This is a genomic window from Xanthomonas sp. 4461, from assembly GCF_024806475.1.
GTDB classification, from domain to species: Bacteria; Pseudomonadota; Gammaproteobacteria; order Xanthomonadales; family Xanthomonadaceae; genus Xanthomonas; species Xanthomonas arboricola_F.
Window position 1 is genome coordinate 546,493 of sequence record NZ_JANTYV010000002.1, and the last position, 14,541, is coordinate 561,033.

Sequence of the window (14,541 nt, forward strand, 5' to 3'; positions counted from 1 at the left end):
CCGGATGTGACATGACGCGTCTTCCCACTCGCCGCCTGCTTGCCCTCGCTCTTGCCGCCGGCCTCAGCCTGCCAGCCGTTGCCCTGGCCGCAGAGCCGTTCGTTGCCAGCGACATCCGCGTCGACGGCCTGCAGCGCATCGCTTCCGGCACCGTGTTCACGTACCTGCCGGTGAACCGCGGCGACACCGTGGACGACACCAAGGTGGCCGACTCGATCCGGGCGCTGTACCGCACCGGCTTCTTCGAGGACGTACAGCTGGACCGCCAGGGCAACATCCTGGTGATCACGGTCAAGGAGCGCCCGGCGATCAACAAGCTCACCGTGACCGGCAACAAGGACATCAAGTCCGAGGAACTGCTCAAGGGCCTGGGCGACATCGGCCTGACCGAGGGCGGCACCTTCGACCGGCTGAGCCTGGACCGCGTGACCCAGGAACTGACCCGCCAGTACAACAACCGCGGCAAGTACAACGTCGAGATCACCCCGACGGTGAGCCCGCTGGACCGCAACCGCGTCGATGTGGCCATCGCGATCAAGGAAGGCAAGGCGGCCAAGATCCGCCACGTCAACCTGATCGGCACCGAGAAGTTCGCCAACGAGGACATCCTGGAGAACTGGGAATCCAAGGAGCACAACTGGGCCTCGTGGTATCGCCGCGACGACCAGTACTCCAAGGAAAAGATGTCCGGCGACCTGGAGAAGCTCAATTCCTGGTACCTGGACCGTGGCTATGTCGATTTCAGCATCGACTCCACCCAGGTGTCGATCAGCCCCGACAAGCGCGACATGTTCGTCAGCGCTGGCGTCACCGAGGGCGAGCAGTACAAGATTTCCGAGATCAAGGTCACCGGCGACACCGTGCTGCCACAGGCCGACATCGAGCGCCTGGTCATCCCCAAGGCCGGCGACATCTTCTCGCGCGCGCTGCTGGAATACACCTCCGATGCGATCACCAACACGCTGAGCAACGTCGGTTACGCATTCGCCAAGGTCAACCCGATTCCAACCCCCAACCGCGAGGACCGCACGGTTGCGGTGAACCTGCAGGTGGTGCCGGGCCCGCGCGTGACCGTGCGCCGCATCCTCTACAAGGGCAACAGCCGCACCTCCGACGAGGTCTTGCGCCGCGAAATGCGCCAGTTCGAGAACACCTGGTACTCGCAGGCTGCGATCGACCGTTCCAAGATCCGTCTGCAGCGCCTGGGCTATTTCGAGTCGGTGAACGTGGAGACCCCGGCGGTGCCTGGCAGCAACGACCAGGTTGACGTGATCTACGACGTCAAGGAAACCACCTCCGGCAGCTTCGTGTTCGGCCTGGGGTATTCGCAAAGCTTCGGTGTGACCACCTCGGTACAGTTGTCGCAGAACAACTTCCTGGGCGGCGGTAACCGCGTGGCGGTGGAAGCCTCGCGCAGCACCTTCCAGCAGCGTTACGCGTTCTCCTACACCAACCCGTTCTTTACCGACGACGGCGTGTCGCTGGGCTACAACCTGTCGTGGCGTTCGCTGGATTACTCGGACTTCAACACCGCGCAGTTCAACAGCAAGAACGGCTCGGCGCAGGTAGTGTTCGGCGTGCCGATCACCGAGAACGACACTGTCTCGGCAATGGTGGGAATCGACAGCAATCAGATCACCACCTTCCCGGGCACCACGCCGCAGGCGATCGTCGACTACATCGATGCGATCGGCACGCGCACCTTCCATGCCTGGCGCAGCGAGCTGGGTTGGGCGCGCGATACCCGCAACGACTTCTTCATGCCCACCCGCGGCATGTACCAGCGCGTCGGCCTGGAAACCACCCTGCCCGGCTCGACAGTCGAGTACTACAAGCTCAACTACCAGATCTCCAACTACTGGCCGATCATCCCGGCGCTGGTGTTGAACACCCGCTTCGAGCTGGGTTACGGCGACAGCTACGGCAACGACAGCACCCGCGTAGTCACCAACCCCGATGGCACCTCGCGCACCATCACCGCCACCGGCCTGCCGTTCTACGAGAACTTCTACGCCGGCGGTACCAATTCGGTGCGCGGCTTCGAAGACAACACCCTGGGTCCGCGTTCGGAGCCGATCAACGGCTTCAACCGCGGCCAGCCGCTGGGTGGTTCGTTCAAGACCGTCGGTTCGGTGGAAATGTATTTCCCCAAGCTGTTCGACAGCCCGTCGGCGCGCGTGTCGGCGTTCTTCGACTTCGGCAACGTGTACAGCGGCGTGGACAACTTCAAGGCCAACGAGCTGCGCGCCTCCACCGGTGTGGCGCTGTTGTGGCGCGCTCCGGTCGGCCCCATTTCGATCAGCTACGCGTTCCCGCTGAAGAAGGAAGACAACGACGAGATCGAGCGCCTGCAGTTCACCTTCGGCGGCCAGTTCTAAGACGCACACAAGACAATGGCGGCCCGATTGATCGGGCCGCCATCGTTTGTCTGTCGTAGCTGAAGCGCTACCGGTTCAGAGGTAGCTCTGGAACAGCGTGCTCAGGCAGCTGGCCGTACCGCTCCAATCGGACGGATTGACGCACTGGACCTGCTGGTCCCAGAAGCTCTGAGCGTCGGCGCGCTGCTGCGCGAAATCGTCGGCCGAGGCGCTGCTGACTGCGCCCAGCAGGACGACGCCGGCGAACATGGAGAGGAGAGTTTTCATATGCTTCTTCCTGGGTTAGCCGCTCGGTTGCGGCCAGGCAACAGATACGCCTGACTGTTTGGCGGATTCTTGGCGATGTTTTTTTTCCGTAAAAACAGCCACTTACTGTTTACAAGAGGTTCACCTGATGCCCCTAACCGCCAGTGCGATTGCCGAACAATTTGGTCTGACCGTCGTTGGCGACGGCGCAACCGAAGTCACCGGGGTGGCGACGCTGGCGCACGCCGGAGCGGGCCAGCTGAGCTTCCTGTCCAACCCGCGCTACCGGCCGCAGCTGGCCGACACGCACGCGGCGGTGGTGGTGGTGCGCGCCGATGACGCTGAGGCGGCGCACGGCACCGTGCTGGTTGCCAAGGACCCGTACACCGCATTCGCCAAGATCGCCGCGTTGTTCGACGTGGCGCCGGTGCGCGAGCCCGGCATTCATCCCCTGGCGGTGATCGACCCCAGCGCGCAGGTGTCGCCCGGTGCACATGTCGGGCCGTTCGTCAGCATCGGTGCGCGCAGCCGCGTGGGCGATGGCTGCATCATCGGCACCGGCAGCATCATCGGCGAAGACTGCGTGGTGGACGACGGCAGCGAGCTGATCGCCCGCGTCACCCTGGTCACCCGCGTGCGGCTGGGCAAGCGCGTGCGGATTCATCCCGGCGCGGTGATCGGCGCCGATGGCTTCGGCCTGGCGATGGATGCCGGCCACTGGATCAAGGTGCCGCAGCTGGGTGGTGTGGTGATCGGCGACGACTGCGAGATCGGCGCCAACACCTGCATCGACCGCGGCGCGCTGGAAGATACCGTGCTCGAAGAAGACGTGCGCGTGGACAACCTGGTGCAGATCGCCCACAACTGCCGGATCGGCGCGCACAGCGCGATCGCCGGCTGCACCGGCATTGCCGGCAGCGCCAAGATCGGCCGGTATTGCCTGCTCGGCGGGCACGTCGGCGTGGTCGGCCACCTGGAGATCTGCGACAAGGTCGTGATCACCGGCAAGTCGGTGGTGCGCAATTCCATCCATGAGCCGGGCGAGTATTCGTCCGGCACCCCTCTCACCGACAACCGCACGTGGCGCAAGAATGCCGCGCGCTTCAAACAACTCGATGCGCTGGCAAGGCGCATCCTGGCTGTGGGCAAGGAGAACGCATGAGTCACCCCGTTTACGAGCTGCCGATCGACGTCAACCAGATCCAGACGCTAATCCCGCACCGCTACCCGTTCCTGTTGATCGACCGGGTCATCGAACTGGACCTGGAAGCCAAGCGCATCGTTGGCCAGAAGAACGTCAGCATCAACGAGCCGTTCTTCCAGGGCCACTTCCCGAGCCGTCCGGTGATGCCGGGTGTGCTGATCATCGAGGCGCTGGCGCAGGCCGGCGGTGTGATGACCCAGCTTGGCCTGGGCCGCGATGCGCTGTCCAAGCTGTTCTACATGGTCAAGGTCGACAACGCGCGCTTCAACAAGCAGGTGGTGCCGGGCGATGTGCTGATCCTGGAGGTGCAGATGAAGCGCCTGATCCGCAACATGGGATGCTATTACGGCGAGGCCAAGGTCAACGGCGAGATCGTGGCCAGTGCCGAAGTCATGTGCGCCGGCGCCAAGGAATAACCCGTTTTTGGAGGTGAGACACGATGCGTGATCAAGCACCCTTGATTCATCCCACCGCCGTCATCGACCCGTCGGCGCAACTGGCCGACGACGTGCGCGTTGGCGCGTTTTCGCTGATCGGCGCCGACGTGCAGATCGGCGCCGGCACCGAGGTGGGGCCGCATTGCTCGATCCACGGCCCGACCCGGATCGGCCGCAACAACCGGTTTATCGGGCATGCGGCGATCGGCGGCGAACCGCAGGACAAGAAGTACGCCGGCGAGCGCACCGAACTGGTGATCGGCGACGGCAACGTGATCCGCGAATTTGTCACCATCAACCGCGGCACCGGCGGCGGTGGCGGCATCACCGTGGTCGGCGACGACAACTGGATGCTGGCCTACACCCACGTGGCGCACGACTGCCATGTCGGCAACCACTGCGTGTTTTCCAACAACACCACCCTGGCCGGCCATGTCACCGTGGGCGACTACGTGATCATCAGCGGCTTTGCCGGCGCGCATCAGTTCTGCCGGATCGGCGCGCACGCCTTCCTGGGCATGGGCGCGCTGACCAACGGCGACGTGCCGCCGTTCACCATGGTCGGCAGCGAATCGCTGGGCCGCCCGCGCGGCATCAACAGCGAAGGGCTCAAGCGTCGCGGCTTCGATGCCGAGCGCATCACCGCGATCAAGCGCGCCTACCGCACGCTGTACGTCGCCGGGCTGCCGTTGGCCGAGGCCAAGGCGCAGCTGGCCGAACAGGCCAAGAGCAGCGAGGACGTGCGCGGGCTGCTCGAGTTCATCGAGGCGGCGGAAAGGCCGTTGTTGCGATGACGGGAATCGGGAATCGGGAGTCGGGAATCGCTGCGGGCGCGCACGACGACGCGTCTGTCGTCGGCCACCCGACGGCACTGCCGATTCCCCATTCCCCACTCCCGATTCCCAGCGCGCGCGAGCGCGCCCCACGCATCGCCCTGATCGCCGGCGAAGCTTCCGGCGACATCCTCGGCGCCGGGTTGATCGATGAATTGAAGCGACGTTATCCGAATGCCGAGTTCGTCGGCATCGGCGGCGACGCGATGCGTGGTGCCGGTTGCCAGACCTGGTTCGATGCCAGCGAGCTGGCGGTGATGGGGCTGACCGAAGTGCTGCAGCATCTGCCGCGGCTGTTGAAGCTGCGCCGCGCGTTCCGCGAGCGCGCGCTGGCGTGGAAGCCGGACGTGTTCATCGGCATCGACGCACCCGATTTCAATCTGCCGGTAGAGCGCTGGCTCAAGCAGCGCGGCGTGCGCACCGTGCATTACGTCAGCCCATCGGTCTGGGCATGGCGCGAGAAACGTGCCGAGAAGATCGGTGCCAGCGCCGACCTGGTGCTGTGCCTGTTTCCGATGGAGCCGCCGATCTATGCCAGGCACGGCATCGATGCGCGCTTTGTCGGCCACCCGATGGCCGACGACATCGCCTACAAGGCCGACCGCGAGGCGGCCCGCGCGGCCCTGGGCATCTCCGCCTCCAGCACCGTGCTGGCGGTGCTGCCGGGCAGCCGGCATGGCGAGATCACCAAGCTGGGCGACACCTTTTTCCAGGCCGCCTGGCTGGTGTCCGAGCACCTGCCCAACCTGCACGTACTGGTGCCCGCCGCCAACCCGGGCTGCAAACAACTGCTGGCCGAGCAGCTATCGCGCAGTTCGTTGCCGGTGCTGCGCTCGCACCTGCTCGATGGCCAGGCGCGCACCGCGATGCTGGCCGCCGACGTGGTGCTGCTGGCGTCGGGCACCGCCACGCTGGAGGCGATGCTGGTCAAGCGCCCGATGGTGGTCGGCTACAAGGTCGCCCCGCTGACCTACCGCATCGTCAGGACACTGGGCCTGCTCAAGGTCAACCGCTACGCACTGCCCAACATCCTGGCCAACGACGACCTGGCACCGGAGCTGATGCAGGACGACTGCACCCCGGAACGCCTATGCGTGGCGCTGCTGGACTGGTTCAAGCACCCGGAAAAAGTCGCGGCCCTGCAACCGCGCTATCTGGCCCTGCACGCCGAGCTGCGCCGCGATGCGTCGGCGCGTGCGGCCGATGCGGTGGCGGAGCTGCTGACGCAGCCGGAATCGGGAATCGGGAATGGGGAATCGGCAGGAGCTGGGCCATGAAACGCTCGAGCTTCCACAGTGCCGTTGTCGTTCCGACGACGCAGGACACGCTCTTCCACGATTCCCCAATCCCGATTCCCGATTCCCGCCTGATTGCCGGTGTCGACGAGGCCGGCCGCGGTCCGCTCGCCGGGCCGGTGGCGGTGGCTGCGGTGGTGTTCGATCCTGCCAAGCCGCGCATCAACGGGCTGGACGATTCCAAGCAACTGACCGCGCAGCGCCGCGAGCAGCTGTACGCGCGCATCGTCGAGCGGGCGCTGGCCTGGTCGGTGGTGCTGATCGACAGCGAAGAGATCGACCGCATCAACATCTACCAGGCCACCATGCTCGGCATGCGGCGCGCGGTGGAAGGCGTGGCGCACGTGGCAGGGTTTGCGCGGATCGACGGCAACCGCGTACCCAAGGGGCTGCCCTGCCCGGCCGAGGCCTTGATCGGCGGCGATGCGCTCGATCGCGCCATCATGGCCGCCTCGATTGTCGCCAAGGTCACCCGCGACCGCCTGATGCAGCAGCTGCACACCGAGCATCCCGAATACCGCTTCGACCAGCACAAGGGCTACGCCACGCCGGTGCATCTGGCCGCGCTGCGCAGCCACGGACCGTGCCCGCAGCACCGCCGCAGCTTCGCCCCGGTACGGCGTGCCTTGGGAATCGAGGCGGCGCAGTCGCCGTGGGACGTGCCCTGCGCGGCCCCGGCCGACGACCTGTTGCGGGCCGACTGAACGACCGCACCCCAGGCAGACCGGTCCGCTACCGGCGCCATCCCTCCATTGACGCGTACACAGCCGGTTCGCCCGGGGCCTCGAGTATCGAACCTCGCACACCCGCGTCCGCAGGCCGCCGATCCGCGCAATCGCCACCGCTGCGCCGCACGCAGCTAGCCGAAGCCTGAATCGGCCGCAGCGCCCAGCCCCCGTGGTAGCTGGCCGCGGCCCTGCGCCGGCGCTGTCAAGCCTTGTTCGACCGGACCACGCTCGTTACCCTGACCGCGCATTATTCCGGCCTCGCATGTCCACTTCCCGTTTCGTCCATCTGCACGTCCACACCGAGTTCTCGCTGGCGGATTCCACCATCCGTGTGCCCGAGAAACCGGATCAGGCTGACCCGAAAAAGGCCAAGCAGGCCAACCTGCTGAGCCGCGCGGTCGAACTCGACATGCCCGCGCTGGCGGTCACCGACCTCAACAACCTGTTCGCGCTGGTCAAGTTCTACAAGGCCGCCGAAGGCGTGGGCATCAAGCCGATCGCCGGCGCCGACGTGATGATCGCCACCCCGGACATGACGCCCTGGCGCATGACCCTGCTGTGCCGCGACCGCGAAGGCTACCTGAGCCTGTCGCGGCTGCTGACGCGCGCCTGGATGGAAGGCCACCGCCCCGAAGGCGGGGTGGCGATCCACCCGGAATGGCTGCAGGCCGGGCACGCCAACCTGTTCGCCCTGGCCGGCCGCGACAGCCTGGCCGGGCGCCTGTTTTCCGAAGGCCGCGCCGATCTGGCCGAGCAGCAGCTGGCCGACTGGCAGCGCGTGTTCGGCGATGGCCTGCATCTGGAACTGACCCGCACCGGACGCGAGGGCGAGGAACGCTTCAACCAGTTCGCCCTGCATGCCGCCGGCGTGCGCGGGCTGCCGGTGGTGGCCAGCAATGACGTGCGGTTTCTGTATGCCAGCGACTTCAACGCGCACGAGGCGCGCGTGTGCATCTCCTCCGGCCGCGTGCTCGACGACCCCAAGCGACCGCGCGACTACAGCGACCAGCAGTACCTGAAATCCGGCGACGAAATGGCCGCGCTGTTCGCCGACGTGCCCGATGCCATCGACAACACGCATGCGCTGGCGCAGCGCTGCAACATCGAGATGCGCCTGGGCACCTACTTCCTGCCCGCCTACCCGGTGCCCGAAGACGAGACGCTGGACAGCTGGATCCGCAGCCAGTCGCGCGACGGTCTGGCCGCACGCCTGGAAAAGAACCCGATCGCGCCCGGCAAGACCCGCCAGGACTACGTCGACCGGCTGGAATTCGAGCTGGACACCATCATCAAGATGGGCTTCCCCGGCTACTTCCTGATCGTGGCCGACTTCATCCAGTGGGGCAAGAATCAAGGCATCCCGATCGGCCCGGGCCGCGGTTCCGGTGCCGGTTCGCTGGTGGCCTGGGCGCTGCAGATCACCGACCTGGACCCACTGCCGTACAACCTGCTGTTCGAGCGCTTTTTGAACCCCGAGCGCGTGTCGATGCCCGACTTCGACATCGACTTCTGCATGGACCGCCGCGACGAGGTGATCGACTACGTGGCGCGCAAGTACGGGCGCGAACGGGTCAGCCAGATCATCACCTACGGCACCATGGCCGCCAAGGCGGTGGTGCGCGACGCCGGGCGCGTGCTTGGCTTCACGTACGGGTTGGTCGACAGCGTCGCCAAGCTGATCCCCAACATCCTGGGCATCACGCTCAAGGATGCGATGGGCGAAGGCAAGGATTCGGAGATGGCCTCGCCGGACCTGATCCAGCGCTACCAGGTCGAAGACGACGTACGCGACCTGATGGACCTTGCGCGCCAGCTCGAAGACCTCACCCGCAACGCCGGCAAGCACGCCGGTGGCGTGGTGATCGCGCCCGATCCGCTGTCCGAGTTCTGTCCGCTGTTCGCAGAACACGACGAAGACGGCCGCGGCAAGAACCCGGTGACCCAGTTCGACAAGGACGATGTCGAAGCGGTGGGCCTGGTGAAGTTCGACTTCCTCGGCCTGCGCACCCTGACCATCATCGATTGGGCGGTCAAGGCGATCAACGTGCGCCATGCGCGCGCCGGCATCGACCCGGTCGACATCACCACCATTCCGCTCGACGACGTGCCCACCTACAAAGGCGTGTTCGCCTCGGGCAATACCGGTGCGGTGTTCCAGTTCGAGTCCTCGGGCATGCGTCGCCTGCTCAAGGACGCGCGCCCGGACCGCTTCGAAGACCTGATCGCGCTGGTGTCGCTGTACCGCCCCGGCCCGATGGACCTGATCCCGGACTTCAACGCGCGTAAGCACGGCCAGCAGGAGATCGTCTATCCGGATCCGCGCACCGAAGTCATCCTGAAAGACACCTACGGCATCATGGTGTATCAGGAGCAGGTGATGCAGATGGCGCAGATCGTCGGCGATTATTCGCTGGGCGGCGCCGACCTGTTGCGTCGTGCGATGGGCAAGAAGGTGCCGGCCGAAATGGCCAAGCACCGCGAGATCTTCCGCGAAGGCGCGGCCAAGGGCGGGGTGAGCGCGGCCAAGGCAGACGAAATCTTCGACCTGATGGAGAAGTTCGCCGGCTACGGCTTCAACAAGTCGCACGCGGCCGCCTACGCGCTGGTCAGCTACCAGACCGCCTGGCTGAAGCGGCATTACCCGGCCGAATTCATGGCCGCGACGCTGTCCTCGGACATGGACAACACCGACAAGGTGGTCGGCTTCCTGGATGAGGTGCGCAACCTCGGCCTCACCGTCAAGCCGCCGCGGGTCAACGAATCGGCCTACATGTTCGAAGCCGCCAGCCCGGACACGATTCAATACGGCCTGGGCGCGATCAAGGGCGTCGGCCAGGGCGCCTGCGAGGCGATCGTCGAAGAACGCCAGCGCGGCGGCCCCTACACCACGCTGCTGGATTTCTGCACGCGTGTGGGCACCGCAAAGCTCAACCGCCGCACGCTGGAAGCGATGATCAATGCCGGCGCGATGGATGGGCTGGGCAGCAACCGCGCCTCGCTGATGCTGCAATTGCCGGAAGTGATGAAGGCCACCGAGCAGATGGCGCGCGAACGCGCCTCGGGGCAGAACTCGCTGTTCGGCGGGCCGGACCCGAGCGCCCCGGCGATGCGGCTGGACCTGCCCGAAAGCAAGGAATGGCCGCTGGGCCAGTTGCTCACCGGCGAGCGCGAAACGCTGGGCTTCTACCTCAGCGGCCACCCGTTCGACCCGCATCGCGACGAAGTGCGCGAACTGGTCGGCTGCGACCTGGGCGCACTGGAAAAGATCCTGGCCTCGCAACAACGCGGCGGTGGCGGCGGTGGCGATGGCGAAAAACGTGCATGGCGCCCGGAAGTCAGCGCCATCCTGGCCGGCCAGGTGATCGGCGTGCGCCGCAAGGGCGACAGCCAGGTGTTCGTGCAGCTCGAAGACGGACGCGGGCGGGTGGAATGCAGCGCATTTTCCGATGCGATGGCCGAATTCGGCCACCTGCTCACCCGCGACCGCATCCTGATCGTCAAGGGCGGCCTGCGCGAGGACGAATTCAACGGCGGCTACAGCCTGCGCATCCGCCAGTGCTGGGACTACGAGCAGATCTGCGCCGAGCATGCGCAACGTCTGTCGCTGCGCCTGGACCTGCGCGAGAAGCAGGCATGGAAACGCATCGACGCGTTGCTGGCCAAGCACCGCCCCGGCAAGACCCCCCTGCGCCTGGACCTGCTGCTGCGCGCGCCCAGCGGCGGCGTGGCCGGCATGCTCGACCTCAACGGCAGCCACTCGGTGCGCATCGACCAGCACCTGATGGACAGCCTGCGCGCCGACCCGGCGGTGCGGACCTTGAAGATCAAGTACAGCCCACCGTGGGCGCAATGAATCGGGAATCGGGAATCGGGAATCGGGAATCGCAACAGCGTGGCGGCCGGATACCTTGCTCTGATTCCCGATTCTCCATTCCCGATTCCGCTCCCAACGCCCCCGTACGGGCCAGCCACACCGCTTCAGCTACACTCCCCGCCTTACGTTGACGACGCCATTGCATGAATCCTAACTACCTCGACTTCGAGCAACCCATCGCCGATCTGGAAGCCAAGATCCAGGAACTGCGCAACGCCAGTACCGGCCCTGCGGTCAACGTGGAGACCGAGGTGCGGGCGCTGCGCGACAAGGCACGCGTGCGCACCGCACAGATCTTCCGCGACCTGTCGTCGTGGCAGATCTCGCAGCTGGCGCGCCACCCGCAGCGCCCGTACACGCTGGACTACATCAATACCATCTGCGACCAATTCCAGGAGCTGGCCGGCGACCGCGCCTATGCCGACGACAAGGCCATCGTCGGTGGCCTGGGCCGCATCGATGGCCGCCCGGTGGTGATCATCGGGCACCAGAAGGGCCGCGATACCAAGACCAAGGTGGCGCGCAACTTCGGCATGCCGCGCCCGGAGGGCTACCGCAAGGCGCTGCGCCTGATGAAGCTGGCCGAGCGCTTCCGGCTGCCGTTGCTGACCTTCATCGATACCCCCGGCGCCTACCCGGGCATCGGCGCCGAAGAACGCGGCCAGTCCGAGGCGATCGCGCGCAATCTGCTGGAAATGGCAGAGCTGAAGGTTCCGGTGATCTGCACCGTGATCGGCGAAGGCGGCTCCGGCGGCGCGCTGGCGATCGGCGTGGGCGACCGCACCCTGATGCTGGAATACGGCACCTACTCGGTGATTTCGCCCGAAGGCTGCGCCTCGATCCTGTGGAAGGACGCGGCCAAGGCCAAAGACGCCGCCGAACAGCTCGGCCTGACCGCCAAGCGACTCAAGGGCCTGGGCCTGGTCGACAAGGTGATCCGCGAACCCACCGGCGGCGCGCACCGCAACCCCGAGCAAATGGGCAAGCGCCTGAAAGCGGTGCTGCTCAACGAGCTCGACGCGCTGGAGAAAATCCCGGTCGAAGCGCTGCTGCAACAGCGTTACGAGCGCCTGCGCAGCTACGGTGCCTACGAAGGAAACTGAATCCTGCGGCTCCGCCTGGCGGAGCCCCAAGGAACTTGCACCAGGGACAAGGACTCCTACCGGCATGAGCCCCCTCATTCTTCTGTCGATCGTGTTGCAGATCGCCTGCTGCGTGCATGTGGTGCGTAGCGGACGGCCGCTGTACTGGATCCTGATCCTGCTGACATTTTCATATCTGGCGGTGTTGATCTACGCGTTTGTCGCGGTCATCCCGGACATGCGTAACGACCCGAGCGCACGCCGCAGCCTGCAACGCGTGCGCCGGACGCTGGACCCGCAGCGCGACCAGCGCGATGCCGCACGCAAACTGGATGTCTCCGACACTCCGGAAAACCGCCGCCAGCTGGCCCGCACCCTGCTCGAACAGGGCAACCATGCGCAGGCCGCCGAGGTCTACGAAGGCGCCTTGCGCGGGCTGTATCGCGACGACCCGGACCTAATGCTGGGGCTGGCGCAGGCGCAGTTCGGTCTTGGCAATGCCGTGCAGGCACGCCAGACCCTGGATGCCTTGATCGCCGCAAACCCCAACTTCCGCTCACATGACGGGCATCTGCTATACGCGCGTGCGGTGGAAAGCAGCGGCACCATCGAAGAAGCGCTGCACGAATACCAGACGCTGGTGCAGGGCTATCCTGGCGAAGAGGCACGCGTGCGCTATGCGCAGTTATTGCAACGCGCTGCGCGTCCGGAGCAAGCCAAGGCCGTGTTCGACCAGGTAATCCGTCGCGCCGCCGCCTCGCCCAAGCATTACCAGCGTGAGCAACGCGGCTGGATCGATCAGGCGCGCAAGGGCCTACGCGAGTTGGATTCGATCGCCTGAGTCAGGCCGGGGTATGCGCCATCTGCGCAAATCTGCCCCTTCCCCACTCATTGATGGCATGCAGCGACAGCGACCAGCGCGCCATGCAGCGACCGCACCGGAGTGGCACACGCCGACAAGGCGACGCTGCGCCGCCTTGTCGGTATCGCGGCCTAAAAAGGCTTGGCCAGCACCAGCCAGATCACACCGACCAGCAGGATCACCGGCACCTCGTTGAACAAGCGCAATGCCCGCCCGCTCGGGACCGCGCGCCCCTGGTCCACGCCCTTCAACCAGCGCCCGGCCACGATGTAATGCGCCAGGATCAAGGCCACCGCCAACAGCTTGGCGTGCAGCCAGCCGCCGGTCACCATCGTCGGGAAGTCGGGGATCACGCGATAGCCTTGCCACAGCACCGCACCCAGCAGCAGCGCCAGACCGAGCATGCTGTGGCCGAACCTGTAGAGGCGGCGGCCCATCAGTACCAGCCGCGCACGCACGGACGGCTCGCTGCCGGCTTCGGCGATGTTGACCAGAATGCGCGGCAGATAGAACACCGCCGCCATCCAGGCGATCACGAACAGCAGATGGAAGGTCTTGATCCACAAATACAGGGTCATGCGCTGGCTCCGCTGGCTCGCGTAGGATGGCCCGCATTTTCACCTATCCGCGCACGCGAAAGCAGCTGAGCCCCATGCAGCAGTCAGACGAAAAACAGTACGACGCCCAGTATTTCCGCCGCTGGTACCGCGATGCCGGGCTGGCCGACCCGGCCCGCCTGCGACGCAAGGTCGCACTCGCCGTCGCACAGGCCGAGTATTACCTGGAGCGACCGATCCGCAGCGTGCTGGATATCGGCTGCGGCGAAGCGGCCTGGCGCGCGCCCTTGTTGGCGCTGCGGCCCAAGCTCAGCTACCTGGGCTTCGACAGCAGCGCCTACGCCGTGCAGCGCTACGGACGCAGCCGGCAGATCCACCCCGCCCGCTTCGGCGATTTCGCCTGGCTACGCCCCGGCGCACCGGTGGACCTGCTGATCTGCTCGGACGTGCTGCATTACGTGCCCACGCGCGAATTCAACCAGGGCCTGCCGGGGCTGGCCGACATGTGTGCGGGCGTGGCGTTTCTGGAGACCTTTGCGCAGGAGGACGCATTCGAAGGCGACCACGACGGCTTCCAGCCCCGCCCGGCGCGTTGGTATCGCAAGCGCTTTGCCAGCGTCGGATTCGCTGCGCTGGGGTCGCATTGCTGGTTGTCGCCGCAGCTGGCAGATGAGACATCTGCGCTGGAGCGCGGTTGACGAGTCCGTTGGCTACTTGAGGCACTTATTGCGTGTAGCTTCGCTCCGTACCCTCTCCCCAATCCCCACTCCGCGCCCCGGCCCGCGCTTGCGGCGCGGGGGCTCCAAGGCACGCGCGCCATGGCGCGCAAGCAATGCCTTCTCGCCCCGCAGGGAGAGGGGCTTGATTGTGCAGGCCGGACGTTACTTTGCTGGCGAACGCTATCTTCCAGACGCACGAAACTGTTCCTTCTCGCGCCGGGCGAAGGTGCCCCGCAGGGGCGGATGAGGGCACGTGCGAAGCCTCATGGAATTTGAATGCACATGTGGCTTCGCCCATCCCCTCACCCCGCCCCCTGTTCCGGGAG

Annotated in this window: 12 protein-coding genes; 10 read left to right on the forward strand and 2 right to left on the reverse strand. The window is 65.9% G+C overall.

Features of this window, described 5'->3' with window-relative positions; genetic code table 11:
* Positions 1–11: 11 nt before the first annotated feature.
* On the forward strand, positions 12–2,378 hold the full coding sequence (gene bamA, locus FHY19_RS10110; RefSeq protein ID WP_259153489.1) for an outer membrane protein assembly factor BamA: 2,367 nt from the start codon (positions 12–14) through the stop codon (positions 2,376–2,378).
* A gap of 75 nt (positions 2,379–2,453) precedes the next feature.
* Here the strand turns inward: bamA and FHY19_RS10115 are convergent, their stop codons facing one another.
* The gene (locus tag FHY19_RS10115) at positions 2,454–2,645 is read right to left on the reverse strand and encodes a hypothetical protein (protein WP_259153488.1); all 192 of its coding nucleotides are present in this window, start codon (positions 2,643–2,645) and stop codon (positions 2,454–2,456) included.
* A gap of 127 nt (positions 2,646–2,772) precedes the next feature.
* On the opposite strand from FHY19_RS10115, the gene lpxD reads away from it, so the two are divergent.
* The 8 genes from lpxD to FHY19_RS10155 all read left to right on the forward strand — a co-directional run bounded on the left by lpxD (position 2,773) and on the right by FHY19_RS10155 (position 12,918).
* The gene (gene lpxD, locus FHY19_RS10120; RefSeq protein WP_259153487.1) at positions 2,773–3,786 is read left to right on the forward strand and encodes a UDP-3-O-(3-hydroxymyristoyl)glucosamine N-acyltransferase; all 1,014 of its coding nucleotides are present in this window, start codon (positions 2,773–2,775) and stop codon (positions 3,784–3,786) included.
* Positions 3,783–4,244 (forward strand): 3-hydroxyacyl-ACP dehydratase FabZ, encoded by a 462-nt coding sequence (fabZ, locus tag FHY19_RS10125; protein ID WP_046963043.1) that lies wholly within the window; start codon positions 3,783–3,785, stop codon positions 4,242–4,244. Before lpxD ends, fabZ begins: the two co-directional genes overlap by 4 nt.
* Before the next feature lie 23 nt (positions 4,245–4,267).
* Positions 4,268–5,059: an acyl-ACP--UDP-N-acetylglucosamine O-acyltransferase gene (gene lpxA / locus FHY19_RS10130; RefSeq protein WP_259153486.1), complete on the forward strand. Its 792-nt coding sequence runs from the start codon at positions 4,268–4,270 to the stop codon at positions 5,057–5,059.
* On the forward strand, positions 5,056–6,375 hold the full coding sequence (gene lpxB / locus FHY19_RS10135) for a lipid-A-disaccharide synthase (protein ID WP_259165698.1): 1,320 nt from the start codon (positions 5,056–5,058) through the stop codon (positions 6,373–6,375). Before lpxA ends, lpxB begins: the two co-directional genes overlap by 4 nt.
* Positions 6,372–7,097 carry a ribonuclease HII gene (locus tag FHY19_RS10140; RefSeq protein ID WP_259165703.1) on the forward strand — a complete coding sequence of 242 codons (726 nt, stop codon included), beginning with the start codon at positions 6,372–6,374 and terminating at the stop codon, positions 7,095–7,097. Before lpxB ends, FHY19_RS10140 begins: the two co-directional genes overlap by 4 nt.
* Positions 7,098–7,383: 286 nt before the next feature.
* Positions 7,384–10,974 carry a DNA polymerase III subunit alpha gene (dnaE, locus tag FHY19_RS10145; protein ID WP_259165705.1) on the forward strand — a complete coding sequence of 1,197 codons (3,591 nt, stop codon included), beginning with the start codon at positions 7,384–7,386 and terminating at the stop codon, positions 10,972–10,974.
* A 164-nt stretch (positions 10,975–11,138) separates the two neighbouring features.
* Complete coding sequence (locus FHY19_RS10150; protein ID WP_259153482.1) at positions 11,139–12,098, forward strand: acetyl-CoA carboxylase carboxyltransferase subunit alpha; 960 nt, start codon at positions 11,139–11,141, stop codon at positions 12,096–12,098.
* A gap of 64 nt (positions 12,099–12,162) precedes the next feature.
* Positions 12,163–12,918: a tetratricopeptide repeat protein gene (locus FHY19_RS10155; RefSeq protein WP_259165708.1), complete on the forward strand. Its 756-nt coding sequence runs from the start codon at positions 12,163–12,165 to the stop codon at positions 12,916–12,918.
* A 152-nt stretch (positions 12,919–13,070) separates the two neighbouring features.
* On the opposite strand, the gene FHY19_RS10160 is transcribed toward FHY19_RS10155, so the two are convergent.
* Positions 13,071–13,517, reverse strand: a complete 447-nt coding sequence (locus FHY19_RS10160) for a CopD family protein (RefSeq protein ID WP_259153480.1) — start codon at positions 13,515–13,517, stop codon at positions 13,071–13,073.
* Positions 13,518–13,591: 74 nt separating this feature from the next.
* Here FHY19_RS10160 and FHY19_RS10165 point away from each other — a divergent pair, with 74 nt between their 5' ends.
* The gene (locus FHY19_RS10165) at positions 13,592–14,194 is read left to right on the forward strand and encodes a class I SAM-dependent methyltransferase (RefSeq protein ID WP_259165711.1); all 603 of its coding nucleotides are present in this window, start codon (positions 13,592–13,594) and stop codon (positions 14,192–14,194) included.
* The last annotated feature ends 347 nt before the right edge of the window (positions 14,195–14,541 follow it).